Source organism: Pantoea sp. PNT03, from assembly GCF_014852515.1.
GTDB classification, from domain to species: Bacteria; Pseudomonadota; Gammaproteobacteria; order Enterobacterales; family Enterobacteriaceae; genus Pantoea; species Pantoea leporis.
On the sequence record NZ_JACVBT010000009.1, the window covers coordinates 1 to 26047 of the forward strand.

General features: G+C 53.7%; 21 protein-coding genes, 1 pseudogene and 1 riboswitch. Of the genes and pseudogenes, 16 read left to right on the forward strand and 6 right to left on the reverse strand.

All coding sequences use genetic code 11. The features are described from left to right. The 9 genes and pseudogenes from tuf to rpoC all read left to right on the forward strand — a co-directional run. Nucleotides 1-127, forward strand: a pseudogene (gene tuf, locus IB226_RS22625) (elongation factor Tu); the annotation flags it as partial. Between the two features lie 227 nt (nt 128-354). Further along, nucleotides 355-738: a preprotein translocase subunit SecE gene (gene secE, locus IB226_RS22630; protein WP_064741592.1), complete on the forward strand. Its 384-nt coding sequence runs from the start codon at nt 355-357 to the stop codon at nt 736-738. A 1-nt stretch (nt 739) separates the two neighbouring features. Continuing rightward, nucleotides 740-1285 carry a transcription termination/antitermination protein NusG gene (gene nusG, locus IB226_RS22635; protein ID WP_007886300.1) on the forward strand — a complete coding sequence of 182 codons (546 nt, stop codon included), beginning with the start codon at nt 740-742 and terminating at the stop codon, nt 1283-1285. Between the two features lie 148 nt (nt 1286-1433). Next, nucleotides 1434-1862 (forward strand): 50S ribosomal protein L11, encoded by a 429-nt coding sequence (gene rplK / locus IB226_RS22640; protein ID WP_007886298.1) that lies wholly within the window; start codon nt 1434-1436, stop codon nt 1860-1862. 3 nt (nt 1863-1865) lie between these two features. Beyond that, nucleotides 1866-2570 (forward strand): 50S ribosomal protein L1, encoded by a 705-nt coding sequence (rplA, locus tag IB226_RS22645; protein WP_007886296.1) that lies wholly within the window; start codon nt 1866-1868, stop codon nt 2568-2570. A gap of 349 nt (nt 2571-2919) precedes the next feature. Further along, on the forward strand, nt 2920-3417 hold the full coding sequence (gene rplJ, locus IB226_RS22650) for a 50S ribosomal protein L10 (RefSeq protein ID WP_007886294.1): 498 nt from the start codon (nt 2920-2922) through the stop codon (nt 3415-3417). A 66-nt stretch (nt 3418-3483) separates the two neighbouring features. Next, complete coding sequence (gene rplL / locus IB226_RS22655; protein WP_101763017.1) at nt 3484-3846, forward strand: 50S ribosomal protein L7/L12; 363 nt, start codon at nt 3484-3486, stop codon at nt 3844-3846. 332 nt (nt 3847-4178) lie between these two features. After that, nucleotides 4179-8207 (forward strand): DNA-directed RNA polymerase subunit beta, encoded by a 4029-nt coding sequence (gene rpoB / locus IB226_RS22660; protein WP_008108400.1) that lies wholly within the window; start codon nt 4179-4181, stop codon nt 8205-8207. 78 nt (nt 8208-8285) lie between these two features. Then, nucleotides 8286-12509: a DNA-directed RNA polymerase subunit beta' gene (gene rpoC, locus IB226_RS22665; protein ID WP_101763019.1), complete on the forward strand. Its 4224-nt coding sequence runs from the start codon at nt 8286-8288 to the stop codon at nt 12507-12509. Between the two features lie 66 nt (nt 12510-12575). Here the strand turns inward: rpoC and IB226_RS22670 are convergent, their stop codons facing one another. Then, the gene (locus tag IB226_RS22670) at nt 12576-12764 is read right to left on the reverse strand and encodes a DUF1127 domain-containing protein (protein ID WP_008108404.1); all 189 of its coding nucleotides are present in this window, start codon (nt 12762-12764) and stop codon (nt 12576-12578) included. Nucleotides 12765-12939: 175 nt separating this feature from the next. On the opposite strand from IB226_RS22670, the gene IB226_RS22675 reads away from it, so the two are divergent. Then, on the forward strand, nt 12940-14394 hold the full coding sequence (locus IB226_RS22675) for a PLP-dependent aminotransferase family protein (protein WP_110868436.1): 1455 nt from the start codon (nt 12940-12942) through the stop codon (nt 14392-14394). A gap of 153 nt (nt 14395-14547) precedes the next feature. Here IB226_RS22675 and thiE read toward each other — a convergent pair whose 3' ends face one another. The 3 genes from thiE to rsd form a co-directional block, all read right to left on the reverse strand. Then, on the reverse strand, nt 14548-15195 hold the full coding sequence (thiE, locus tag IB226_RS22680) for a thiamine phosphate synthase (protein WP_192237053.1): 648 nt from the start codon (nt 15193-15195) through the stop codon (nt 14548-14550). Further along, nucleotides 15192-17114, reverse strand: a complete 1923-nt coding sequence (gene thiC / locus IB226_RS22685; RefSeq protein ID WP_192237054.1) for a phosphomethylpyrimidine synthase ThiC — start codon at nt 17112-17114, stop codon at nt 15192-15194. The genes thiE and thiC overlap by 4 nt, the downstream gene beginning before the upstream one ends. Before the next feature lie 90 nt (nt 17115-17204). Beyond that, a riboswitch (TPP riboswitch) is annotated at nt 17205-17305 on the reverse strand. A 235-nt stretch (nt 17306-17540) separates the two neighbouring features. Beyond that, complete coding sequence (gene rsd / locus IB226_RS22690; RefSeq protein ID WP_101763024.1) at nt 17541-18047, reverse strand: sigma D regulator; 507 nt, start codon at nt 18045-18047, stop codon at nt 17541-17543. Between the two features lie 88 nt (nt 18048-18135). Between rsd and nudC the strand changes: the two genes are divergently transcribed. From nudC to IB226_RS22720, 6 genes are all read left to right on the forward strand, one after another. Beyond that, complete coding sequence (nudC, locus tag IB226_RS22695) at nt 18136-18909, forward strand: NAD(+) diphosphatase (RefSeq protein WP_110868440.1); 774 nt, start codon at nt 18136-18138, stop codon at nt 18907-18909. A gap of 39 nt (nt 18910-18948) precedes the next feature. After that, the gene (hemE, locus tag IB226_RS22700) at nt 18949-20016 is read left to right on the forward strand and encodes a uroporphyrinogen decarboxylase (RefSeq protein WP_192237055.1); all 1068 of its coding nucleotides are present in this window, start codon (nt 18949-18951) and stop codon (nt 20014-20016) included. A 2-nt stretch (nt 20017-20018) separates the two neighbouring features. Further along, nucleotides 20019-20687, forward strand: coding sequence for a deoxyribonuclease V (nfi, locus tag IB226_RS22705; protein WP_217550759.1), 669 nt, complete (start codon nt 20019-20021; stop codon nt 20685-20687). A gap of 62 nt (nt 20688-20749) precedes the next feature. Then, complete coding sequence (locus tag IB226_RS22710; RefSeq protein ID WP_110868442.1) at nt 20750-21340, forward strand: YjaG family protein; 591 nt, start codon at nt 20750-20752, stop codon at nt 21338-21340. Nucleotides 21341-21528: 188 nt separating this feature from the next. Next, nucleotides 21529-21801, forward strand: coding sequence for a nucleoid-associated protein HU-alpha (gene hupA, locus IB226_RS22715; protein WP_007886275.1), 273 nt, complete (start codon nt 21529-21531; stop codon nt 21799-21801). Nucleotides 21802-21869: 68 nt separating this feature from the next. Then, complete coding sequence (locus IB226_RS22720; RefSeq protein ID WP_192237056.1) at nt 21870-22535, forward strand: DUF1481 domain-containing protein; 666 nt, start codon at nt 21870-21872, stop codon at nt 22533-22535. Nucleotides 22536-22579: 44 nt separating this feature from the next. Here IB226_RS22720 and purD read toward each other — a convergent pair whose 3' ends face one another. Further along, nucleotides 22580-23860 (reverse strand): phosphoribosylamine--glycine ligase, encoded by a 1281-nt coding sequence (purD, locus tag IB226_RS22725; RefSeq protein ID WP_192237057.1) that lies wholly within the window; start codon nt 23858-23860, stop codon nt 22580-22582. An 18-nt stretch (nt 23861-23878) separates the two neighbouring features. Further along, a complete protein-coding gene (gene purH, locus IB226_RS22730; RefSeq protein WP_192237058.1) occupies nt 23879-25468 on the reverse strand; it encodes a bifunctional phosphoribosylaminoimidazolecarboxamide formyltransferase/IMP cyclohydrolase in 1590 nt (529 codons plus the stop codon). Nucleotides 25469-26047 lie beyond the last annotated feature (579 nt).

A 26047-nucleotide genomic window follows, 5' to 3' on the forward strand; every position in this document is an offset into this window, starting at 1 on the left:
AGGCGACAACGTAAAAATGACCGTTACTTTGATCAAGCCAATCGCTATGGATCAGGGTCTGCGTTTTGCAATCCGTGAAGGCGGCCGTACTGTTGGTGCGGGTGTTGTTGCTGAAATTATCGCTTAACTGCGATAAGATTTGACGCAATGCACAAGGAAAGGGCATCATTTGATGCCCTTTTTGCACGCTGTTGTATAGAACCTGGCTCATCAGTGATTTTGCATCATAATCATTGCTGAGACAGGCTCTGTTTCACGGCGTTGGATACCGAGTTACGCTCAAAAGCTCATTCGGTTTGGATGCCTCGCACTGCGGGGCAGTATAGTTTCTGAATTATTGTGGCAGGTTGGTTTATGAGTGCGAATACCGAAGCTCAAGGAAGCGGGCGCGGCCTTGAAGCGATGAAATGGGTAGTTGTGATCGCATTGCTCCTGGTAGCAATCGTCGGCAACTATATCTATCGCGATGTAACATTGCCTCTGCGCGCGCTGGCTGTGGTTGTGCTGATCGCTGCAGCGGGCGGCATTGCTTTGCTGACAATCAAAGGCAAAGCGACTGTGGCATTTGCCCGTGAAGCTAAAACCGAAATGCGTAAGGTCATTTGGCCGACTCGCCAGGAAACACTGCACACCACGTTAATCGTTGCCGCGGTAACTGCCGTGATGTCACTGATTTTGTGGGGGCTGGATGGTATTCTGGTCCGTCTGGTATCGTTTATCACTGGCCTGAGGTTCTGAGATGTCTGAAGCTCCAAAAAAACGCTGGTACGTCGTTCAGGCGTTCTCCGGTTTTGAAGCCCGCGTAGCGAAATCGCTGCACGAGCATATCAAACTGCACAACATGGAAGAGCTTTTTGGCGAAGTCATGGTGCCGACTGAAGAAGTCGTCGAAATCCGTGGCGGCCAGCGCCGCAAAAGCGAACGTAAATTCTTCCCTGGCTACGTATTGGTTCAGATGGTAATGAATGACGCCAGCTGGCACTTAGTACGCAGTGTACCGCGTGTAATGGGCTTTATCGGTGGTACTTCCGACCGTCCTGCGCCAATCAGTGATAAAGAAGTTGATGCGATTATGAACCGCCTGCAGCAGGTGGGTGATAAGCCGCGTCCAAAAACGCTGTTCGAGCCAGGCGAGATGGTACGCGTCAGCGACGGCCCGTTTGCCGACTTCAACGGAGTGGTCGAAGAAGTGGACTACGAGAAGAGCCGCCTGAAAGTGTCCGTTTCCATCTTTGGCCGTGCAACGCCAGTGGAACTCGACTTCGCTCAGGTGGAGAAAGGTTAACCCTTCTGTTCACTTTTTAGCTCTTGCGGAAGGCGCGAAATTTACCTATAATTTCGCGCCTTTTGTTTTTATGTGCCCGCAACGGCATATAAATCGTTATCACGGGGAGCCTGTTTTTCAGGCGTTATAACCCAATTGAGGAATTATCATGGCCAAGAAAGTACAAGCCTACGTTAAGTTGCAAGTTGCAGCTGGTATGGCTAACCCAAGTCCACCTGTTGGTCCAGCACTGGGTCAGCAGGGTGTTAACATTATGGAATTCTGCAAAGCGTTCAACGCTAAGACTGAATCCCTGGAGAAAGGCCTGCCTACTCCTGTTGTTATCACCGTATACAGTGACCGTTCTTTCACCTTCGTTACCAAAACGCCTCCGGCTGCCGTACTGCTGAAAAAAGCAGCGGGCATCAAGTCTGGTTCTGGTAAGCCGAACAAAGACAAAGTCGGTAAAGTTTCCCGTGCTCAGGTACGTGAAATCGCAGAAACTAAAGCTGCGGACATGACTGGTTCTGACGTAGAAGCGATGACTCGCTCTATCGAAGGTACTGCTCGTTCCATGGGCCTGGTAGTAGAGGATTAAGAAATGGCTAAGCTGACCAAGCGCATGAGCGTAATCCGTGACAAAGTTGATGCTACTAAGCAGTACGACATTAACGAAGCTGTTGCTCTGCTGAAAGAACTGGCTACTGCCAAGTTCGTAGAAAGCGTTGACGTTGCCGTTAACCTCGGCATCGATGCACGTAAATCTGATCAGAACGTGCGCGGTGCGACCGTTCTGCCACACGGTACTGGTCGTTCAGTACGTGTTGCCGTCTTCACCCAAGGTGCAAACGCTGAAGCTGCTAAAGCAGCTGGCGCAGAACTGGTTGGTATGGAAGACCTGGCTGAGCAGATCAAAAAAGGCGAAATGAACTTTGACGTTGTAATCGCATCTCCAGATGCAATGCGCGTTGTTGGCCAGTTGGGCCAGGTTCTGGGCCCACGCGGTCTGATGCCAAACCCGAAAGTTGGTACTGTAACGCCGAACGTTGCTGAAGCAGTTAAAAATGCTAAAGCAGGTCAGGTTCGTTATCGTAACGACAAAAACGGCATCATCCACACCACCATCGGTAAAGTGGATTTTGACACTGACAAATTGAAAGAAAACCTGGAATCTTTGCTGGTTGCGCTGAAAAAAGCTAAACCATCACAGGCGAAAGGCGTGTACATCAAGAAAGTCAGCATCTCTACCACCATGGGCGCCGGCGTTGCCGTTGACCAGGCTGGTCTGAGTGCATCAGCAAACTAATTGCTGCTTGTAACGGGCGAAAAATTCATCTAGAATCTTACGCCCGTTGTTCTGGTTGTTTGCGCAATTCAGAACCCAGATTCAAAGCGAGTGAGTGACAAAGTCTAAACACTTGGTTGTTCAGTCGCTTAGGTTGGAGCCAGGCCTTATCCTGGCCTCCGTCCGAGACCGCAGGAGCAGAATATTTTCGGATATCTTGCTTAATACCCTGCGTAGACGGTGACAGAACCAAAAAGAATTATTTCTTCGCTGGATTCTGCTCACCGTGTAATAGCGCTTATCGCCTTCGGGTGAATAAGTGAAGTGAGTTCCGGGAAATTATTCCCGGTCAATCCAGGAGCAAAAGCTAATGGCATTAAATCTTCAAGGCAAACAAGCGATTGTTGCTGAAGTTAGCGAAGTAGCCAAAGGCGCGCTTTCAGCGGTTGTTGCGGATTCCCGTGGCGTGACCGTTGATAAAATGACCGAACTGCGTAAAGCAGGTCGTGAAGCTGGCGTTTACATGCGTGTTGTTCGTAACACCCTGCTGCGCCGCGTCGTTGAAGGTACTCCTTTCGAGTGCCTGAAAGACACGTTTGTTGGTCCGACCCTGATTGCATACTCTTTGGAACATCCGGGCGCTGCTGCTCGTTTGTTCAAAGATTTCGCTAAAGCGAATGCAAAATTTGAGGTCAAAGCTGCAGCCTTTGAAGGTGAGCTGATCACGGCGGCTAATATTGACCGTCTGGCAACTCTGCCGACTTACGAAGAAGCACTGGCACGTCTGATGTCGACCATGAAAGAAGCCGCTGCTGGCAAACTGGTCCGTACTCTGGCTGCTGTGCGCGATGCAAAAGAAGCGGCTTAAGGCCAAATTCTTTTCCTTCGTGCTTGCTACCGTATAAACTTTTTCTGATTTTTAGGAACAATCGATATGTCTATCACTAAAGACCAAATTCTGGAAGCTGTTGCCGCTATGTCCGTAATGGAAGTAGTTGAGCTGGTTTCTGCTATGGAAGAAAAATTCGGCGTTTCTGCTGCTGCCGCTGTAGCTGTTGCTGCTGGCCCAGCTGAAGCTGTTGAAGAGAAAACTGAATTCGACGTAATTCTGAAAGCTGTTGGCGCTAACAAAGTCGCAGTAATCAAAGCAGTACGTACTGCAACTGGTCTGGGCTTGAAAGAAGCTAAAGACCTGGTTGAAGCTACCGGTACTATCAAAGAAGGCATCAGCAAAGATGACGCAGCCGCTCTTGAAGCTGCTCTGAAAGAAGCTGGCGCTGAAGTTGAAGTTAAGTAAGACAACCTTCGGGTTGCAGCCTGAGTAACATTAGGCTGATGGCTGGTGACTGTTTAGGTCACCAGCCTTTTTGCGCTACAGGGGAATGATGGCGTTTCGCACTGTTTGTCCATCATTCCTCTTCAATATCTTTTTCTATCGACGCCTTAATATATCGCTCTCCTGCGAAGGTTCCCTGCCTGAACAACGGCGATGAAATGATTTAAGAGTGATAGAAAGATGTATTGCATGGGGTGCTGCGCATCGCATGAAAAACAAAAAATAGTGTTGCATGAACTGTCCTTTTCAGGACGGACAGCGTGGTTCGACATGTCAGCTAGCTGAGGAACCCCATGGTTTACTCCTATACCGAGAAAAAACGTATTCGTAAGGATTTTGGTAAACGTCCACAAGTTTTGGACATACCTTATCTCCTTTCTATCCAGCTTGACTCGTTCCAGAAGTTCATCGAGCAAGATCCAGAAGGCCAGTACGGTCTGGAAGCAGCCTTCCGCTCCGTATTCCCAATCTCAAGCTACAGCGGCAACTCTGAGTTGCAGTATGTCAGCTACCGTTTGGGTGAGCCTGTCTTTGACGTAACTGAATGTCAGATCCGTGGCGTGACCTATTCGGCACCGCTGCGCGTGAAACTGCGTCTGGTGATCTACGAGCGCGAAGCGCCGGAAGGCACCGTAAAAGACATTAAAGAACAAGAAGTCTACATGGGTGAGATTCCACTCATGACGGACAATGGTACCTTTGTTATCAATGGTACTGAGCGTGTTATCGTTTCTCAGCTGCACCGTAGTCCTGGCGTGTTCTTCGACAGCGATAAGGGTAAAACGCACTCTTCCGGTAAAGTGCTGTATAACGCACGTATCATCCCTTACCGCGGTTCATGGCTCGATTTCGAGTTTGACCCGAAAGACAACCTCTTCGTCCGTATTGACCGTCGTCGTAAGCTGCCGGCCAGTATCATTCTGCGCGCGTTAAACTTCACCTCAGAACAAATCCTTGATCTGTTCTTTGATAAAGTCGTTTATGAAATCCGCGATAACAAACTGCAGATGGAACTGGTGCCTGAGCGCCTGCGTGGTGAAACCGCCTCCTTCGATATCGAAGCAAACGGCACGGTTTACGTTGAGAAAGGTCGTCGCATCACTGCGCGCCACATCCGTCAGCTGGAAAAAGACAACATTCAGCACATCGAAGTGCCAGTTGAATACATTGCTGGCAAAGTGGTTGCTAAAGACTACGTCGATTTGAACACCGGCGAGCTGATCGTTCCTGCAAACATGGAATTGTCACTGGATCTGCTGGCGAAACTGAGCCAGTCGGGCCACAAGCGCATTGAAACGCTGTTCACCAACGACCTGGATCACGGTGCGTACATCTCCGAGACTCTGCGTGTTGACCCAACCAACGATCGTTTAAGCGCGCTGGTTGAGATCTACCGCATGATGCGTCCTGGTGAGCCACCAACGCGTGAAGCTGCTGAAAACCTGTTCGAGAACCTGTTCTTCTCTGAAGATCGTTACGATCTTTCTGCGGTTGGCCGTATGAAGTTCAACCGTTCTCTGCTGCGTGATGAGATCGAAGGTTCAGGTATCCTGAGCAAAGACGACATCATCGAAGTGATGAAAAAGCTTATCGGTATCCGTAACGGTATCGGTGAAGTGGATGATATCGATCACCTCGGTAACCGTCGTATTCGTTCTGTTGGCGAAATGGCAGAAAACCAGTTCCGTGTGGGTCTGGTGCGTGTTGAGCGTGCAGTTAAAGAGCGTCTGTCTCTGGGCGACCTCGATACGCTGATGCCTCAGGACATGATCAACGCTAAGCCGATTTCGGCGGCGGTGAAAGAGTTCTTCGGTTCAAGCCAGCTGTCCCAGTTTATGGATCAGAACAACCCATTGTCCGAGATTACGCACAAACGTCGTATCTCTGCTCTGGGCCCAGGCGGTCTGACCCGTGAGCGCGCCGGCTTCGAAGTACGTGACGTACACCCAACGCACTACGGTCGTGTATGTCCTATCGAAACTCCGGAAGGCCCGAACATCGGTCTGATCAACTCACTCTCGGTTTACGCGCAGACTAACGAATACGGTTTCCTTGAAACCCCGTATCGCCGCGTTGTTGACGGTAAAGTGAGTGATGAAATTCATTACCTCTCTGCAATTGAAGAGGGTAACTACGTTATCGCTCAGGCAAACACCAACCTCGCAGAAGATGGCAGCTTTGTTGACGATCTCGTCACCTGCCGTAGCAAGGGTGAGTCAAGCCTGTTCAGCCGCGATCAGGTTGACTACATGGACGTTTCCACCCAACAGGTGGTTTCTGTCGGTGCTTCACTGATTCCGTTCCTGGAGCACGATGATGCTAACCGCGCCTTGATGGGTGCGAACATGCAACGTCAGGCGGTTCCAACTCTGCGTGCTGATAAGCCGCTGGTTGGTACCGGTATGGAACGCGCAGTAGCGGTTGACTCCGGTGTAACTGCTGTCGCGAAACGTGGTGGTACCGTTCAGTACGTTGATGCTTCTCGTATCGTTATCAAAGTTAACGAAGAAGAGATGTATCCGGGCGAAGCGGGTATCGACATCTACAACCTGACCAAGTACACCCGTTCTAACCAGAACACCTGCATCAACCAGATGCCGTGTGTCAATCTGGGTGAGCCGATTGAGCGTGGTGACGTGCTGGCAGATGGCCCGTCTACCGACCTCGGTGAACTGGCGCTGGGTCAGAATATGCGCGTGGCGTTCATGCCATGGAACGGTTACAACTTCGAAGACTCCATCCTCGTATCCGAGCGTGTGGTTCAGGAAGACCGTTTCACCACTATCCACATCCAGGAACTGGCATGTGTGTCTCGCGACACCAAGCTGGGGCCTGAAGAGATCACCGCTGATATCCCGAACGTGGGTGAAGCTGCGCTTTCTAAACTGGATGAATCCGGCATTGTGTACATCGGTGCGGAAGTGACCGGTGGCGACATTCTGGTTGGTAAGGTAACACCGAAAGGTGAAACCCAGCTGACGCCAGAAGAGAAACTGCTGCGTGCGATCTTCGGTGAAAAAGCCTCTGACGTAAAAGATTCGTCACTGCGCGTTCCGAACGGCGTATCCGGTACTGTTATTGACGTGCAGGTCTTCACTCGCGATGGCGTGGAAAAAGACAAGCGCGCGCTGGAAATCGAAGAGATGCAGCTGAAGCAGGTTAAGAAAGACCTGTCTGAAGAACTGCAGATCTTCGAAGCTGGCCTGTTTGGCCGTATCCAGGCCGTACTGATCTCGGGTGGTGTTGAAGCTGAGAAGCTGGACAAACTGCCACGTGAGCGCTGGCTGGAGCTGGGCCTGACTGACGAAGAGAAGCAGAACTCTCTGGAGCAGCTGGCTGAGCAGTACGACGAACTGAAGCACGAGTTTGAGAAGAAACTTGAAGCTAAGCGTCGCAAGATCACCCAAGGCGATGATCTGGCACCAGGCGTGCTGAAAATCGTTAAGGTGTATCTGGCCGTTAAACGTCAGATCCAGCCTGGTGACAAGATGGCAGGTCGTCACGGAAACAAGGGTGTTATCTCGAAGATCAACCCTATCGAAGACATGCCTTACGATGAGAACGGTACGCCGGTCGACATCGTACTGAACCCGCTGGGCGTACCATCGCGTATGAACATCGGTCAGATTCTGGAAACTCACCTCGGTATGGCGGCGAAAGGCATTGGTGAAAAAATCAATGCGATGCTGAAGAAGCAGGAAGAAGTCTCCAAACTGCGTGAGTTCATCCAGCGTGCTTACGATCTGGGCACTGATGTGCGTCAGAAAGTTGACCTGAACACCTTTACAGATGACGAAGTACTGCGTCTGGCAGAGAACCTGAAGAAGGGTATGCCAATCGCGACTCCGGTGTTTGACGGTGCGAAAGAGAGCGAAATCAAAGAGCTGCTGCAGCTCGGCGGATTGCCTTCTTCCGGTCAGATCACCCTGTTCGACGGCCGTACTGGTGAGCAGTTTGAGCGTCAGGTAACCGTAGGTTACATGTACATGCTGAAACTGAACCACCTGGTTGACGACAAGATGCACGCACGTTCTACCGGTTCTTACAGCTTGGTTACTCAGCAGCCGCTGGGTGGTAAAGCGCAGTTCGGTGGACAGCGCTTCGGTGAGATGGAAGTGTGGGCACTGGAAGCATACGGTGCCGCGTATACCCTGCAGGAAATGCTTACCGTTAAATCTGATGACGTTAACGGCCGTACGAAGATGTATAAAAACATCGTCGACGGTAACCATCAGATGGAACCGGGCATGCCGGAATCCTTCAACGTACTGTTGAAAGAGATTCGCTCGCTGGGTATCAACATCGAGCTGGAAGACGAGTAAGTACTCGCAAGTACTGGTTACGGGACGTGCACTTCGGGTGCGCGTCCCTGAGAGTTCCACTCCGACGGGAGCTAATCCGTGAAAGACTTACTTAAGTTTCTGAAAGCGCAAACTAAGACCGAAGAGTTTGATGCGATCAAAATTGCTCTGGCCTCGCCAGACATGATCCGTTCATGGTCTTTTGGTGAAGTTAAAAAGCCGGAAACCATTAACTACCGTACCTTCAAGCCTGAGCGTGACGGTCTTTTCTGTGCCCGTATTTTCGGACCGGTAAAAGACTACGAATGCCTGTGCGGTAAGTACAAGCGTTTAAAACATCGCGGCGTGATCTGTGAGAAGTGTGGCGTTGAAGTTACACAGACCAAAGTACGTCGTGAGCGCATGGGCCACATTGAGCTGGCTTCACCGACTGCGCACATTTGGTTCCTGAAATCACTGCCTTCGCGTATCGGCTTGCTGCTGGATATGCCACTGCGTGATATCGAGCGCGTGCTGTACTTCGAATCTTATGTGGTTATCGAAGGCGGCATGACCAACCTGGAAAAACGTCAGATTCTGACGGAAGAGCAGTACCTTGACGCGCTGGAAGAGTTCGGTGACGAATTCGACGCGAAGATGGGTGCGGAAGCGATCCAGGCGCTGCTGAAAAACATGGATCTGGAGCAAGAGTGCGAGCAGCTGCGTGAAGAGCTGAACGAGACCAACTCCGAGACCAAACGTAAAAAGCTGACCAAGCGTATCAAGCTGCTGGAAGCGTTCGTTCAGTCTGGTAACAAGCCAGAGTGGATGATCCTGACCGTTCTGCCGGTTCTGCCGCCAGATCTGCGCCCGCTGGTACCGCTGGACGGTGGTCGTTTCGCAACGTCGGATCTGAACGATCTGTATCGTCGCGTGATCAACCGTAATAACCGTCTGAAACGCCTGCTGGATCTGGCTGCGCCAGATATCATCGTACGTAACGAAAAACGTATGTTGCAGGAAGCGGTTGATGCACTGCTGGATAACGGCCGTCGCGGTCGCGCCATCACTGGCTCGAACAAGCGTCCGCTGAAATCTCTGGCAGACATGATCAAAGGTAAGCAGGGTCGTTTCCGTCAGAACCTGTTGGGTAAACGTGTTGACTACTCTGGCCGTTCAGTTATCACCGTTGGTCCATACCTGCGTCTGCATCAGTGCGGTCTGCCGAAGAAAATGGCTCTTGAGCTGTTCAAACCGTTCATCTACGGCAAGTTGGAACTGCGTGGCCTGGCCACCACCATCAAAGCCGCTAAGAAAATGGTTGAGCGCGAAGAGGCTGTCGTTTGGGATATCCTGGACGAAGTGATCCGCGAACACCCGGTACTGCTGAACCGTGCACCAACTCTGCACCGTTTGGGTATCCAGGCGTTTGAACCGGTTCTGATCGAAGGTAAAGCGATCCAGCTGCACCCGCTGGTTTGTGCGGCATATAACGCCGACTTCGATGGTGACCAGATGGCTGTTCACGTACCGCTGACGCTGGAAGCCCAGCTGGAAGCGCGTGCGCTGATGATGTCGACCAACAACATTCTGTCACCAGCGAACGGCGAGCCAATCATCGTTCCTTCACAAGACGTTGTTTTGGGTCTGTACTACATGACCCGCGACAAAGTGAACGCCAAAGGCGAAGGCATGGTACTGACTGGCCCGAAAGAAGCTGAGCGTGTTTATCGCGCTGGCCTGGCCGAGCTGCATGCACGCGTTAAAGTGCGTATCACTGAATACACCAAGAACGAGCAGGAAGAGTTCGTTGCGAAAACCAGCATTATCGACACCACCATTGGTCGTGCGATTCTGTGGATGATCGTTCCGAAAGGCCTGCCTTACTCCATCGTCAACCAGGCGCTGGGTAAGAAAGCCATTTCCAAGATGCTGAACACCTGTTACCGCATTCTTGGTCTGAAGCCGACCGTTATCTTTGCTGACCAAACCATGTACACCGGTTTTGCTTACGCAGCCCGTTCAGGTGCCTCTGTAGGTATCGACGACATGGTCATCCCAGCGAAGAAAGCGGAAATCGTAGCCGAAGCGGAAGCGGAAGTTGCTGAGATTCAGGAACAGTTCCAGTCTGGTCTGGTAACTGCTGGCGAACGTTACAACAAAGTTATCGATATTTGGGCCGCCGCTAACGAACGCGTTTCCAAAGCGATGATGGATAACCTGCAAACTGAAACCGTGATCAACCGTGATGGCGAAGAAGAGCAGCAGGTATCGTTCAACAGCATCTACATGATGGCCGACTCCGGTGCGCGTGGTTCTGCTGCACAGATTCGTCAGCTGGCCGGTATGCGTGGTCTGATGGCTAAGCCAGATGGCTCAATCATCGAAACGCCGATCACCGCGAACTTCCGTGAAGGTCTGAACGTACTCCAGTACTTCATCTCCACGCACGGTGCGCGTAAAGGTCTGGCGGATACCGCACTGAAAACTGCTAACTCCGGTTATCTGACGCGTCGTCTGGTCGACGTAGCGCAGGATCTGGTTGTTACCGAAGATGACTGCGGCACGTTCGAAGGCATCATGATGACTCCAGTCATCGAAGGTGGCGACGTTAAAGAGCCGCTGCGTGAGCGTGTACTGGGTCGTGTAACGGCTGAAGACGTTCTGAAGCCAGGCACTGCGGACATCCTGATCCCGCGTAACACCCTGATCGATGAACACTGGTGTGATGTGATCGAACTGAATTCAGTCGATGCGATTAAAGTGCGCTCGGTTGTTGGCTGTGAAACCGACTTCGGTGTGTGTGCACACTGCTACGGTCGCGATCTGGCACGTGGTCACATCATCAACAAAGGTGAGGCCATCGGTGTTATCGCAGCACAGTCCATCGGTGAGCCGGGTACACAGCTGACGATGCGTACGTTCCACATCGGTGGTGCGGCATCTCGTGCGGCTGCTGAATCCAGCATCCAGGTGAAGAACAAAGGTACTATCAAGCTGACCAACGCGAAGTCTGTAACCAACTCCTCAGGGAAACTGGTTATCGTTTCACGTAACGTTGAGCTGAAGATGATCGACGAGTTCGGTCGTACCAAAGAGAGCTATAAAGTACCTTACGGTGCGGTCATGGCTAAAGGTGATGGCGAGCAGGTTGCCGCGGGCGAAACCGTAGCAAACTGGGATCCGCATACCATGCCGGTCATCACCGAAGTGGGCGGTTTCATTCGCTTCACTGACATGATCGACGGTCAGACCATTACGCGTCAGACTGACGACTTAACCGGTCTGTCATCGCTGGTGGTTCTGGATTCTGCAGAACGTACTGCGGGTGGTAAAGATCTGCGTCCTGCGCTGAAAATTGTTGATGCCAACGGAAATGATGTTTTGATTCCAGGTACCGACATGCCAGCACAGTACTTCCTGCCGGGCAAAGCAATTGTTCAGCTGGAAGATGGCGTTAAGATCAGTGCCGGTGACACGCTGTCGCGTGTTCCGCAGGAGTCTGGCGGTACCAAGGATATTACCGGTGGTCTGCCGCGCGTTGCTGACTTGTTCGAAGCGCGTCGTCCGAAAGAGCCAGCAATCCTGGCGGAGATCAGCGGTATCATCTCCTTCGGTAAAGAGACCAAAGGTAAGCGTCGTCTGGTGATTACGCCGGTTGATGGTAGCGATCCGTACGAAGAGATGATTCCAAAATGGCGTCAGCTTAACGTATTCGAAGGTGAGCGCGTAGAACGTGGTGACGTCGTATCTGACGGCCCAGAGTCTCCGCACGACATCCTGCGTCTGCGTGGCGTCCATGCTGTGACCCGTTACATCACTAACGAAGTGCAGGAAGTTTACCGTCTGCAAGGCGTTAAGATTAACGATAAACACATCGAAGTCATCGTTCGTCAGATGCTGCGTAAAGCAACCATCTCGAGCGTGGGAAGCACCGACTTCCTGGAAGGTGAGCAGGCTGAATACTCACGCATCAAGATCTCTAACCGTGAACTTGAAGCGAATGGCAAAATCGGCGCAACATTCATGCGCGATCTGCTGGGTATCACCAAAGCGTCACTGGCAACCGAATCGTTCATCTCTGCAGCATCGTTCCAGGAGACCACGCGTGTCCTGACCGAAGCAGCAGTTGCAGGTAAGCGTGATGAACTGCGCGGCCTGAAAGAGAACGTCATCGTGGGTCGTCTGATCCCAGCCGGTACCGGTTATGCTTATCACCAGGATCGTATGCGTCGCCGCTCTGCGGGCGAAGCACCGGTTGCACCGCAGGTTACTGCGGATGAAGCCTCTGCAAGCCTGGCAGAATTGCTGAACGCCGGTCTGGGCGGAAGCGACGACGAATAATTCGTCTGCTAAAGCTGACCAATAAAAAACCCTGCTTCGGCAGGGTTTTTTTTCGTCTTCATTTTGTCAGAACTTGCGGCAGACATCTTCGCGTGTCAGTCCGATGTCACGCAGCTGGTTATCACTCAGTTTTGACAGGATGCGGTGAGTTTCACGCCGTGCTTTCCAGTGTTTAACCATACGCACTGCGCCGCGGAAGATATCCAGTAAAGTGACGTCAAAAGGTTTAGCCGCGCGGTTTTGATCGAATTCCATAATCCTTGCCCTCAGTAGGTTGCCTGAGAAGCATTGTCTGATTCCTTCGCATTATGATACAGACGCAAAAAACACTTATCTTTAACATACAGATTGCCTTGAAGTGGATCTGAATGGTAATAATGAGGTCTATCTGTACTGGTTTATTATGATTGATGGCTGAGTGAGGCATACGATGACGCGCTACCAACATTTAGCATGTTTGCTTTCGGATCGTATAGAGCAAGGGCTGTACCGCAGCGGCGAGCGCTTGCCGTCGGTGCGCACGCTGAGTCTTGAACACGGCGTGAGTATCAGCACCGTTCAGCAGGCATATCATCTGCTGGAAGAGAAACAGCTGATTGTGCCGCAGCCACGTTCCGGATATTTCGTTGCAACACGCAAAGCGACGCCGCCGATGCCGGCCATCACCCGACCTGCACAGCGTCCGGTGGAAATCACGCAGTGGGAATCGGTGCTGGAGTTGCTCAGCAGCCGAATTAATAACGATGTGTTGCAACTCGGCAGCGGTATGCCCGATCTGACCCAGCCCACGTTGAAACCGCTGTGGAAAATTCAAAGCCGTATGGCGCAGAAGCAGGATATCGATCAGCTCAACTATGACAGTTTGCTGGGTGTCGCGGCACTGCGCGAACAGGTTGCGCGCCTGACGATCGACAGCGGTTGTCAGCTCACGGCAGACGATATCGTGATCACCACCGGCTGCCATGAAGCGTTGTCGATCTCGATTCGTGCGATATGTCAGGCTGGTGACATCATTGCGGTGGAGTCGCCGACTTTCCACGGCACCATGCAAACTCTGCGCGGCTTCGGCATTCGCGCCATTGAGATTCCTACCGATTCGGTTACCGGCATCAGCCTGGAAGCGCTGGAACTTGCGTTCGAACAGTGGCCGATTAAAGCGGTTGTGGTGGTGCCAAACTGCAATAATCCGCTGGGCTTTATCATGCCGGAATCTCGCAAACGTGCGCTGGTGACGCTGGCACAGCGTTTCGATGCCGCGATTATTGAAGACGATGTGTACGGCGAGCTGGCGTGGGAGTATCCGCGTCCGGTTACCCTTAAGTCGTTGGATCACGATGGACGGGTATTGCTGTGCAGTTCCTTCTCCAAGACGCTGGCGCCGGGGCTGCGTGTCGGTTGGGTGGCGCCGGGACGCTATCGCGATCGCGTGCTGCATATGAAATATATCAGCACCGGATCGACGGCTACCCAGCCGCAACATGCGGTCGCCGAGTTTATTCGTCTTGGTCATTATCTGCCGCATTTGCGGCGCATGCGTCAGGTGTATCAACGCAATTATGAAACCTTTAGCTGCTGGGTACGCCACTACTTTCCGTGTGGGATTTGTGTGTCGCGTCCGCAGGGCAGTTTCCTGATGTGGATTGAATTGCCAGAGGCATTTGACGCGGTCAGGCTCAATACCGAATTGCGTGAGCTGAACATGCAGGTTGCCGTCGGCTCGCTGTTTTCGGCCTCGGGTAAGTATCGCAACTGCTTGCGCCTGAATTATGGTTTGCCAATGAATGAGCACACAGAGCAGGCGATAGCTCAACTCGGCGCAGCGGTAGAACGTGCCATGCTGGCTTGTAGTCATGAATCCGTGCATACCTCCTCCCTGATCACGTGAAGAAAGGCAGGGCTGGGAGAGGTTGAGACCAGCCCTGGCCCGCTGCAAGCGACAGCGGGCAGGCACACTTTAGTCTTGTCAGGAAATGACGCCAGCCCCTACATCACGCTGCTGCGCGGCAGATTCCAGCGTTTCATCCTTACTTACCGCGCATTACACTGCTTCTGCGGGTTCGATTCCATTTTCCACCAGTGACAGTAACTGCTGCGTTGCTGCGCGCCAGTCGGCGGCTTGGGTAATCGCGCTCACCACCGCAATGCTGCCCACGCCGGTAGCCAGCACTTCCGGCACGCGCGCCAGAGAAATACCGCCAATCGCCACGGTTGGCACATTGTGCAAACGCGCCAGGTGGCGTTTCAATTCCACCACGCCTTGTGGCGCAGAAGGCATGTCTTTGGTTTGCGTAGGATAGATGTGGCCAAGCGCAATGTAAGAAGGGCGCAGCGCCAGAGCCCGATCTAACTCGGCATCGTCATGCGTCGATAAACCCAGGCGCAATCCCGCCTCGCGAATGGCCGCCAGATCGGCTACATCGATATCTTCCTGGCCGAGGTGCACGCCATAAGCGTGATATTTAATGGCTAAGCGCCAGTAATCATTGATAAACAGGCGAGCGCGATACTGTTTGCCGAGTGCAATCGCCTCGCGCACCGCATCTTCCACCTCGTGATCTTCACAATCTTTGATGCGCAGCTGTATGGTGCGCACACCGGCTTCCAGCAAGCGTGCGATCCATTCCACGCTATCAACAACCGGATACAGCCCCAGCTTTGAGGCTGTGGCAGGAAAGGCGTCGGTCATACATTTTCCTCTTTAAGGGTATCGGCAGCGTGATAGATCTCGCCGCCACGATTGCGGAAGGCGTCCGACATTTGCGCCATACCCATCTCAATCGGCTGGGCTTCAGCCTGTTGGCGGGCGGCAAACTCACGCACTTCCTGGGTAATTTTCATCGAGCAGAATTTCGGGCCGCACATCGAGCAGAAGTGCGCTACTTTTCCTGATTCCTGCGGCAGGGTTTCATCGTGATAGGCGCGTGCGGTGTGCGGATCGAGCGCCAGATTGAACTGATCTTCCCAGCGGAATTCAAAACGCGCTTTCGACATCGCATTGTCACGGATCTGCGCACCGGGATGACCTTTTGCCAGATCCGCCGCGTGCGCAGCGATCTTGTAGGTGATCAGCCCTTGCTTCACATCCTCTTTGTTCGGCAAACCGAGGTGCTCTTTCGGCGTCACGTAACACAGCATGGCGCAGCCGAACCAGCCAATCATGGCCGCGCCGATGCCGGAAGTGAAATGGTCATAGCCGGGCGCGATATCGGTGGTGAGCGGGCCAAGCGTGTAAAACGGGGCTTCGTGACAATGCTCAAGCTGTTCGGTCATATTGCGTCGAATCATCTGCATGGGCACATGGCCCGGACCTTCAATCATCACCTGCACATCGTATTCCCAGGCGATTTTGGTCAGTTCGCCCAGCGTATGCAGTTCGGCAAATTGCGCCTCATCGTTGGCATCCTGAATCGAGCCGGGACGCAGGCCGTCGCCCAGTGACAGCGCCACATCGTAGGCGGCACAAATTTCACAAATCTCGCGGAAGTGCAGATAGAGGAAATTTTCGGTGTGATGCGACAGGCACCATTTCGCCATAATCGAGCCACCGCGCGACACAATGCCGGTCAGGCGTTTGGCCGTCATCGGCACATAGCGCAGCAGCACGCCAGCGTGAATGGTGAAGTAGTCAACGCCTTGTTCCGCCTGCTCCAGCAGCGTGTCGCGGAAAATCTCCCAGTTGAGATCTTCTGCAATGCCGTTCACTTTCTCCAGCGCCTGATAAATCGGCACCGTACCAATCGGCACCGGACTGTTGCGCAAAATCCACTCACGCGTTTCATGGATGTAGCGGCCGGTTGAGAGATCCATCACAGTGTCTGCGCCCCAGCGCGTTGACCACACCAGCTTCTCCACTTCCTCTTCAATAGATGAGCTCACCGCAGAGTTGCCAATGTTGGCATTCACTTTCACCAGGAAGTTGCGGCCGATAATCATCGGTTCGGATTCGGGATGGTTGATGTTCGAAGGGATGATGGCGCGCCCATTGGCGACCTCCTGACGGACAAATTCCGCGGTGATATTTTCTGGCAGATTGGCACCAAAGCTGTGACCCGGATGCTGCTGTAACAGCACTTCACCGCGAATACGCTCGCGGCCCATGTTTTCACGCAGCGCGATAAACTCCATCTCCGGCGTGATGATGCCCTGACGCGCATAGTGCAGTTGGGTAACCCGGCGACCCGCTTTGGCACGGCGCGGTTGCGGCAGCTGCTCAAAACGCAGATGGTCCAGGCCTTCATCCGCCAGACGCTGCTGCGTGTAACGGGAACTCAGCTGGTGGATGGTTTCGCTGTCGTCACGTTCTTCGATCCAATTGGCACGCAGCCTGTCGAGTCCCTGATGCACATTAATGGTGGCTTGAGGATCGCCATAAGCCCCGGCGGTGTCGTAAACCGGCACCGCTTCATTTGGCTCATAGTGCGGATTCTCTTTGCTGCCGCCTATGTGCGTTGGACTGAGCTGTATCTCACGCATCGGCACGCGAATATCCGCGCGGCTGCCGGTGATCCAGATACGTTTGGAGTTGGGGAAAGCGGTTCCCTGCAGGGAATCGATAAATTCTTGCGCTTGAGCGCGTTGTTCACGACGAGAAGTTTTAGCAGACATAGCAAGTTTCCGGTAACGGTTGGAAGTTGCTTGTCCAGAGTTCGGAAGGAGTAACAGGTACGGTGCCGGGCGCCAGCATGCACCGTGCTGATAATGTCTACTCTTGTTCCCTTCGCAGGTACTAACCTGATCAGGTTCCGCGGATCCCGAATTAACGGTCTCAGCCCTAGAGGGCACTCCGACAAGTTGGTGTTTTGTGGTTTAAGCTACTTTGCTTGCCATTTTGCACCTGGGCAGTGCTCGTGACCGTCACGTACTACGTGTACGCTCCGGTCCCTGCGCGCTGTCCGAGTGCAAACTGGCTGCGCACGCTACGCTTAAACCGCAAAATTTGCCTTTTGATTGTCGTTAAAGAAGACAATAAAAAAGCCCATTTAGCATAAGAGGGCTTTTCTTGAATAACAAGTTTTTTACATCTTCGGGGTTCTAAGCCGGGCGGGCAATGGCGCTGTCGTTGGCAACCGGCGGAAGCGCCAGCTGGTTGTCCCAGGCGAGTTGCACCAGCTTATCTTCCAGCGTGAAGCGCGATTCCAGCACCTCGCCGACTTCGGAGAGCGCGGTTTGAAAATCCACGCAATTATCATCGTTAATCGCTTGCTGCAGATGGCTATCGTAGAGCTGCATGATGCGATCGGTATTCGCCTCCAGTGCCGGGTAAATCTGCGCAGCGACGAATAAGGGGCTATCACCCTGCATCTCACTAATGATGTGTTCATACACGCTGAAATGGCCGGTGGAAAGGTAATCCACCAGGTTGTGACAAAATGCGTCCAGCGCCTGTTCATCCAGCGTGGATAACGCATCTTTTTGTGGCTTCATGCCAATAAGCTCGTAGTAAGTGACGAGCAGCTGTCGACGGGCGCGCAGCCATGAATCAACCAATTCATTTCCGCCGCCTACACGCTCTGTCAGGTTATCTAACTGGTTAAGCATATGGGGCTCCAGGTAGGTTATAGTTGTTTATTACACACTTAATATTAGGATTTCAGCGTGCGATTTGACGCTAAGGACAACGATTAAGATGCAACGTGAGATCTCAAGCTTAGACGCTGGATGGTGGGTTGTCAGCCATGAGCAAAAACTTTGGTTGCCGCAGGGCGAATTGCCGCATGGCTTAGCCAGCGATTTTGGCCTCAGCGGCAGCAACGCGATTTTGATCGGCGAGTGGCAGGGCGAGAATGTCTGGCTGGTACGTGAATCGCGTCCGGACAGCATGGGCTCCGTGCGCCAACTGATTGATGAGGATGTCGGCCTGTTCCAAATCGCCGGACGTGGCGTGCAGCTGGCGGAGTTTTACCGCTCGCATCGCTGGTGCGGCTATTGCGGCCATGAGATGCACATCAGCAAACGCGAATTTGCCTGCTTGTGCAATCACTGCCGCGAGCGTTATTACCCGCAAATTGCGCCGTGCATCATCGTGGCTATCCGCCGTGGCGATGAGATCCTGCTCGCCAATCATGCGCGTCATCGTAACAATATCTACACCGTGCTGGCGGGCTTTGTCGAAGTGGGCGAAACCTTAGAACAAGCGGTGGCGCGGGAAGTGATGGAGGAGAGCAACGTGCGGGTGAAAAACGTGCGTTACGTTACCTCGCAGCCGTGGCCGTTCCCGCACTCTCTGATGATGGCGTATATGGCGGAATATGACGGCGGCGATCTGCAACACGACGGCAAAGAGCTGCTGGATGCCGGCTGGTATCGCTACGACGATCTGCCGCTGTTGCCGCCGCCCGGCACGGTGGCGCGTCGCCTGATTGAAGATACCGTTGCCCTGTGTCGCGCCAGCGCGGCGTGAAAATGCTACACTGCCGGCCTTAGCATGAGAGAGCCCATTATGAGTGAACTGAAGAACGATCGTTATCTGCGCGCCCTGTTACGTCAGCCGGTAGATGTCACACCGGTATGGATGATGCGACAAGCCGGGCGTTATTTGCCGGAATACAAAGCCACGCGCGCTGAAGCCGGTGATTTTATGTCGCTGTGTAAGAATGCTGAGCTGGCGTGTGAAGTCACGCTGCAACCGCTGCGTCGCTATGCGCTGGATGCGGCAATTCTCTTCAGCGATATCCTCACCATTCCGGATGCGATGGGACTTGGGCTCTACTTTGAGACCGGCGAAGGCCCGCGTTTCTCCAATCCGATCACCTGCCGTGCGGATGTCGACAAGCTGCCGGTGCCGGATCCAGAGCAAGAGCTCGGTTATGTGATGAACGCGGTGCGTACCATTCGTCACAACCTGAAAGGCGAAGTGCCGCTGATCGGTTTCTCCGGCAGCCCGTGGACGCTGGCAACCTACATGGTTGAAGGCGGCAGCAGCAAAGCGTTCACCAAAATTAAAAAGATGATGTACGCCGAGCCGCAAACCCTGCACAAGCTGCTGGATAAGCTGGCAGACAGCGTGATTCTTTATCTCAATGCGCAGATCAAAGCTGGCGCGCAGTCGATCATGGTGTTCGACACATGGGGCGGCGTGCTGACCGGACGCGACTATTGCGAATTCTCGCTCTATTACATGCATAAAATCGTCGATAGCGTGCTGCACGAGAATGAAGGTCGCCGCGTTCCTATTACGCTGTTCACTAAAGGTGGCGGCCAATGGCTGGAAGCGATAGCGGCGACCGGCTGCGATGCGCTGGGACTCGACTGGACCACCGATATCGCCGATGCGCGTCGTCGTGTGGGTGATAAAGTGGCGCTGCAGGGCAACATGGATCCTTCCATGCTGTATGCGCCGCCTGCGCGCATTGAGCAGGAAGTCGCCGGGATTCTCGAAGGTTTTGGCACTGGCGAAGGTCACGTGTTTAACCTGGGCCACGGCATCCATCCTGATGTGCCGCCTGAGCATGCTGGTGCGTTTGTTGAAGCGGTGCATCGTCTGTCACGTCCGTATCATCAGGGCTGATGATGGATTTAGCCGCACTACGCCAGGAACAGTTACAGCGCGCTGCTGATGTGGTGCGACAGGATGATTTCGATGTGCTGCCGCCACGCTTTATTGGTGGTGCCGACGTGGGATTTGAACAGGGCGGCGAGATCACGCGCGCGGCTCTGATCATCCTCGAGTATCCATCCTTAAAGCTGGTGGAACACCGCATTGCGCGCGTGGCCACCACCATGCCCTATATTCCGGGCTTCTTATCCTTCCGCGAAATGCCGGCGCTGCTGGAAGCCTGGCAGCAGCTCTCCCAGTTGCCCGATCTGCTGTTTGTGGATGGCCACGGTATTTCCCATCCCCGTCGGCTTGGCGTGGCGGCGCATTTCGGTTCGCTGGTGGATGTGCCCACCATTGGCGTGGCGAAGAAGCGTTTGTGTGGACGTTTTGCTGAGCTGGACGCCGAGCCAGGCAGCCGTCAGCCGCTGCTCGACAAAGGCGAACAGATTGGCTGGGTATGGCGCAGTAAAGCGCGCTGTAATCCGCTGTTTATCTCGACCGGCCATCGCGTCAGCATGGATAGCGCATTGCAATGGGTGGAAGCCTGTACTGCGGGCTATCGTTTGCCGGAACCGACGCGTTGGGCGGATGCTGTCGCCTCCGGACGCCCGGCCTTTCTGCGCTGGCAAAACACGCCTTAACGCTGTTTGTGCCCGGCTTTTGCGGTACACTGCCGCCAGCTAACCTATTGAGAGTAAGTTTGATGTTACAGAATCCCGTCCATTTGCGTCTGGCGAAGCTTGAAAGCTGGCAGCATATGACTTTCATGGCCTGCCTTTGCGAGCGTATGTTCCCCAACTATTGGGCTTTTTGTCAGCAGACCGCATTCGCCGATCCGCAACTCTATCGCCGCATCCTCGATCTCATCTGGGAAAGCCTGACGGTCAAAGATGCCAAAATCAATTTCGACGGTCAGCTGGAGAAATTTGAAGCGGCGATCCCGGATGGTGACGATTTTGAGGTTTACGGTGTTCATCCGGCGATTGATGCCTGCGTGGCCTTGAGTGAACTGCTGCATGCACAGCTCAGCGGCGAAACGCTTGAGCACGCCGTTGAAGTCAGCCGTACATCGATCACCACCGTGGCGATTCTGGAAATGACGCAGGCCGGTCGCGAAATGACCGACGAAGAGCTGCGCGGAAATCAGGCTGTCATCGATGAATGGGACCTGCAGTGGGAGATTTTCCGCCTGCTGTCAGAGTGCGAGGAGCGAGACCTGGAATTGATTAAAGGCCTGCGTGCAGACCTGCGCGAAGCGGGAATCAGTAACATCGGTATACTTTTTCAGCAATAAGGCAATAAAACGTGACTTCAGGCCCGAATTACCGCGCCTGGAGGCTTCACATCAGCCCCCAGTCTGGTCTACATTTGGGGGGCTGAAAATTGTGGCTATCGGTGCGTGCCGGCTGAACAAGGTCTGAGAATGGCTTTTCCCTCGCACTCGTTGCTTAGCAAGCGATAAATACACTTTAAGGATAACTTATGAACAAGACTCAACTGATTGATGTGATCGCAGAGAAAGCTGACCTGTCTAAAACCCAGGCTAAGACTGCGCTGGAATCTACCCTGGCTGCGATCACTGAGTCTCTGAAAGAAGGTGATGCTGTACAACTGGTTGGTTTTGGTACTTTTAAAGTGAACCACCGCGCTGAGCGTACCGGTCGCAACCCGCAGACTGGCAAAGAGATCAAAATTGCAGCAGCTAACGTGCCAGCGTTCGTTTCAGGCAAAGCTCTGAAAGACGCTGTTAAGTAAGTTTCCGCATTGCGGTTTAGCTTTAAAAGAGGGGGCGTTAGCGCCCCTTTTTGTTGCCGGGACCTGCCATGCTGAATTCAATTCCTCAGCGCGTTTGCGCCCTGTTATTTGGTGCGCTGCTGACGGGCTGTAGCTCCACTCCTGAACTTCCTGCCTTCACGGCGAGCGGCTATCTGGCCGACCGCGGCACCGTGCGCATCTGGCGCAAGAATAGCGACCATCAAGTGGTTCACCTGCGTACGGTCTTCACGCCGTTTAATGGCGATGCGATGGAAACCACTGACTACAATTGGCAGCAGCAGAAGCTGATTAGCGTCGAACGGCGCGTCGCGGGTGCACAGCCGGATGATGTCACCTTACGCTTCGATCATCAGGGCAATCTCAATTTCATGCAGCGCCAGCTGGCGGGGCGACGTGAAGCGGTCAGCGCTGATAGCGTTGAACTATATCGCTTCGATGCGCAGCGCATGCTGGATCAGAGCAATGCGTTGCTTGCAGGCCGTGTATTACTGCGTCAGGGCCATTGGCTGGGTGGCAATCAGGTGCGTGAGTGCGATGACAAGCTGGTGAATGTGGCCTTTGATCGCGACACGCTGTATACGCTAGGTCGCCAGCAGCAGAGCCAGACTGCGCCATTGATGGTGTCGTGGCTGGAAGCGCCGGAAGGTGTGCAGCTGCTGCGTGCTACGCCGGATGACGAATGCAGCTGGCAGCCAAAAGAGAGTGATTTCTGACAGGTGGAAAAGAGAAGGGGCACCTGCTGTGCCCCTTTGCGTACTTATTTGCGGTTAATCGCGCGGTAGCCGATATCGCGGCGGCAGAAGCTGCCATCCCACGAGATATGCTGCGCCAGCGCATACGCGTTCTTCTGCGCAGCGGCAACATCGTCGCCCAGTGCGGTCACGCACAGTACGCGACCACCGTTGGTGACCACCAGATCGTCCTTCATGGTGGTGCCAGCATGGAACACCTTGCCATCCGGTACTTCTTCCAGCGGCAGACCGTGAATCTGATCGCCCGTGTTGTAATCGCCCGGATAACCACCCGCCGCTAACACCACGCCGAGAGAGGGACGCGGATCCCACTGCGAGGTTTGCTGATCCAGTTTACCGTCGGTCGCCGCCAGACACAGCGCCACCAGATCCGACTGCAGGCGCAGCATGATCGGCTGAGTTTCCGGATCGCCGAAGCGGCAGTTAAATTCGATCACTTTAGGCTGACCGGCTTTATCGATCATCAACCCAGCGTACAGGAAGCCGGTATAAATGTTGCCTTCTGCTTTCATACCGTTGACGGTTGGCCAGATGATCTGATCCATCACGCGCTGGTGGATCTCATCGGTTACCACGGGCGCCGGAGAATACGCGCCCATGCCGCCGGTATTTGGACCGGTATCGCCATCGCCGACACGTTTGTGATCCTGGCTGGTGGCCATCGGCAGCACGTTGTTGCCGTCGACCATCACGATAAAGCTGGCCTCTTCGCCATCGAGGAACTCTTCAATCACGATGCGGTGACCAGCATCGCCGAACGCATTGCCAGCCAGCATGTCCTGCACAGCGGCTTCGGCTTCCGCCACTTCCATCGCCACGATCACGCCTTTACCGGCCGCCAGACCGTCAGCTTTGATCACGATCGGTGCGCCTTTCTCACGCAGATACGCCAGCGCAGGTTCCACTTCGGTGAAGTTCTGGTATTCGGCGGTTGGAATCTGCTGACGTGCCAGGAAATCTTTGGTGAACGCCTTTGAGCCTTCCAGTTGGGCAGCGGCTTGCGTTGGGCCAAAGATCTTCAGACCTGCAGCACGGAACGCATCAACCACGCCAATCACCAGCGGTGCTTCCGGACCAACGATAGTCAGATCGATCTTTTCCTGCTGAGCAAAGGCCAGCAGCGCGGGAACGTCGGTGGCGCTGATTGCCACGTTTTGCAGAGCCGGCTCGAGCGCGGTGCCCGCATTGCCAGGCGCGACAAATACTGTTTCCGCCAGTGGCGATTGTGCCGCTTTCCATGCCAGCGCGTGTTCACGTCCGCCATTACCAATCACTAAAATTTTCATCTGTACTGCTCCCAACAATTAATGGCGGAAATGACGCATGTCGGTAAAGATCATCGCGATGCCGTGCTCATCAGCGGCGGCAATCACCTCATCATCACGGATTGAACCGCCCGGCTGAATCACGCAACTGATACCGACAGCCGCAGCGGCGTCGATACCGTCGCGGAACGGGAAGAAGGCATCAGACGCCATCGCGGAGCCTTTCACTTCCAGACCTTCGTCACCGGCTTTGATACCGGCAATTTTGGCCGAGTAAACGCGGCTCATCTGGCCGGCGCCAATGCCGATGGTCATGTTGTCACGTGCGTAGACGATGGCGTTGGATTTAACGAACTTCGCCACTTTCCAGCAGAACAGCGCATCACGCAGTTCCTGCTCAGTTGGCTGACGTTTGCTGACAACGCGCAGCTGACTGGCATTGACCATGCCCAAATCGCGATCCTGAACCAGTACGCCGCCGTTAACTCGTTTGAAATCCAGCGCCGCAACGCGACCTTGCCACTGACCACACACCAGAACGCGCACGTTCTGCTTGGCCGCGGTAATTTTCAGTGCCGCTTCGCTGGCGGATGGCGCGATGATCACTTCAACAAACTGACGGCTGATGATCGCCTGCGCGGTGGCTTCGTCCAGCTCGCGGTTAAAGGCGATGATGCCACCGAAAGCGGAAGTCGGATCGGTTTTGTAGGCACGCTCGTAAGCGTCAAGAATCGAACCACCAACTGCCACGCCGCATGGATTAGCGTGTTTGACGATCACACAAGCGGCTTCGTCGAACTCTTTCACGCATTCAAGTGCGGCATCGGTATCGGCGATATTGTTGTATGAGAGCGCTTTGCCCTGAACCTGCCGCGCAGTGGCCACTGAAGCTTCAGCAACATTCTCTTCTATATAGAAGGCAGCATCTTGATGGCTGTTCTCGCCGTAACGCATATCCTGCTTCTTAATGAAGTTGAGGTTCAGCGTGCGCGGGAAGCGGCCAGCCGGTTCTTTGCTGTCGCTGTGATAAGCCGGCACCAGGCTACCGAAGTAGTTGGCGATCATGCTGTCGTAGGCGGCAGTGTGTTCGAAAGCTTTGATGGCCAGATCGAAACGCGTTTCCAGCGTGAGCGAGTTTTCGTTGGCATCCAGCTCGGCAATGATCGCTTCGTAATCGCTGCTCTTCACCACGATCGCCACGTCTTTGTGGTTCTTCGCCGCTGAGCGAACCATGGTTGGGCCACCGATATCGATGTTCTCAACCGCGTCAGCTAATGAGCAATCAGGTTTGGCAACGGTTTGTGCGAAGGGATAGAGGTTGACGACCACCATGTCGATTGGGTTGATGGCGTGTTCAGCCATGATCGCATCATCCTGACCACGACGACCCAAAATGCCGCCATGCACTTTCGGGTGCAGCGTTTTGACGCGTCCATCCATCATTTCCGGGAAACCGGTGTAGTCAGAAACTTCGGTGACGGGCAAGCCCGCATCTGCCAGCAGACGTGCTGTACCGCCTGTGGAGAGCAGCTCAACACCACGACTGGAGAGTGCCTGAGCAAATTCGAGGATACCGGCTTTGTCAGAGACACTGAGTAGAGCGCGGCGTACAGGACGACGTTGTTGCATGGTGGTTTTATCCCTTGGCTTTGTTTCGCGTAATAAAGAGCGTTACATCAAGCTTAGTGTCTCTCTTCTATATAGAAGGAAACGCTTGCCTCATGTAACGCCCCAAAAGGGGCATCCTTGACGTCGCCGGGCATTGTAGCGAAAACGTTTGCGTGATGCTCGCCTAAATTCATTTGTGCGGCAGAGTGTGGATAACACTGTGTGTAACTGCGTATAAGGCGGGGTTTTGCTGTGGAATGCAGCGAACGGTTGTTTTTATTGAATTTAGCGGTTGCGTGCTGAGAACAACTCCCTATAATGCGCATCCATCAACACGGCACAACGGTTTACGAAGTGCGGTGTTGGTGAGGAAGATTCGATAAGAACTTCCGCCGGATGAAAACGCTGAAAAAAGTGTTTGACTCCGAAGGAGAGTAGCGTAGTATACGCCACCTCGCGACAGACGGTTCAGCCGCTGTTCGCAACGCTCTTTAACAATTTATCAGACAATCTGTGTGGGCACTCGCAGGATTGATATCCGCGTCTCCGGACGCAAAAAAATATCAAAGCCTCACGAGTGAACACATAATGAAATTCATT

Coding starts and splice junctions, on each gene's coding strand:
- nusG (WP_007886300.1), top strand. CDS start 740: ATGTCTGAAGCTCCAAAAAAACGCTGGTACGTCGTTCAGGCGTTCTCC.
- hemE (WP_192237055.1), top strand. CDS start 18,949: ATGAGTGAACTGAAGAACGATCGTTATCTGCGCGCCCTGTTACGTCAG.
- IB226_RS22720 (WP_192237056.1), top strand. CDS start 21,870: ATGCTGAATTCAATTCCTCAGCGCGTTTGCGCCCTGTTATTTGGTGCG.
- rplK (WP_007886298.1), top strand. CDS start 1,434: ATGGCCAAGAAAGTACAAGCCTACGTTAAGTTGCAAGTTGCAGCTGGT.
- hupA (WP_007886275.1), top strand. CDS start 21,529: ATGAACAAGACTCAACTGATTGATGTGATCGCAGAGAAAGCTGACCTG.
- IB226_RS22670 (WP_008108404.1), bottom strand. CDS start 12,764: ATGGAATTCGATCAAAACCGCGCGGCTAAACCTTTTGACGTCACTTTA.
- rplJ (WP_007886294.1), top strand. CDS start 2,920: ATGGCATTAAATCTTCAAGGCAAACAAGCGATTGTTGCTGAAGTTAGC.
- nudC (WP_110868440.1), top strand. CDS start 18,136: ATGCAACGTGAGATCTCAAGCTTAGACGCTGGATGGTGGGTTGTCAGC.
- rpoB (WP_008108400.1), top strand. CDS start 4,179: ATGGTTTACTCCTATACCGAGAAAAAACGTATTCGTAAGGATTTTGGT.
- rplA (WP_007886296.1), top strand. CDS start 1,866: ATGGCTAAGCTGACCAAGCGCATGAGCGTAATCCGTGACAAAGTTGAT.
- IB226_RS22675 (WP_110868436.1), top strand. CDS start 12,940: ATGACGCGCTACCAACATTTAGCATGTTTGCTTTCGGATCGTATAGAG.
- rplL (WP_101763017.1), top strand. CDS start 3,484: ATGTCTATCACTAAAGACCAAATTCTGGAAGCTGTTGCCGCTATGTCC.
- rsd (WP_101763024.1), bottom strand. CDS start 18,047: ATGCTTAACCAGTTAGATAACCTGACAGAGCGTGTAGGCGGCGGAAAT.
- thiE (WP_192237053.1), bottom strand. CDS start 15,195: ATGACCGACGCCTTTCCTGCCACAGCCTCAAAGCTGGGGCTGTATCCG.
- nfi (WP_217550759.1), top strand. CDS start 20,019: ATGGATTTAGCCGCACTACGCCAGGAACAGTTACAGCGCGCTGCTGAT.
- secE (WP_064741592.1), top strand. CDS start 355: ATGAGTGCGAATACCGAAGCTCAAGGAAGCGGGCGCGGCCTTGAAGCG.
- IB226_RS22710 (WP_110868442.1), top strand. CDS start 20,750: ATGTTACAGAATCCCGTCCATTTGCGTCTGGCGAAGCTTGAAAGCTGG.
- purD (WP_192237057.1), bottom strand. CDS start 23,860: ATGAAAATTTTAGTGATTGGTAATGGCGGACGTGAACACGCGCTGGCA.
- purH (WP_192237058.1), bottom strand. CDS start 25,468: ATGCAACAACGTCGTCCTGTACGCCGCGCTCTACTCAGTGTCTCTGAC.
- thiC (WP_192237054.1), bottom strand. CDS start 17,114: ATGTCTGCTAAAACTTCTCGTCGTGAACAACGCGCTCAAGCGCAAGAA.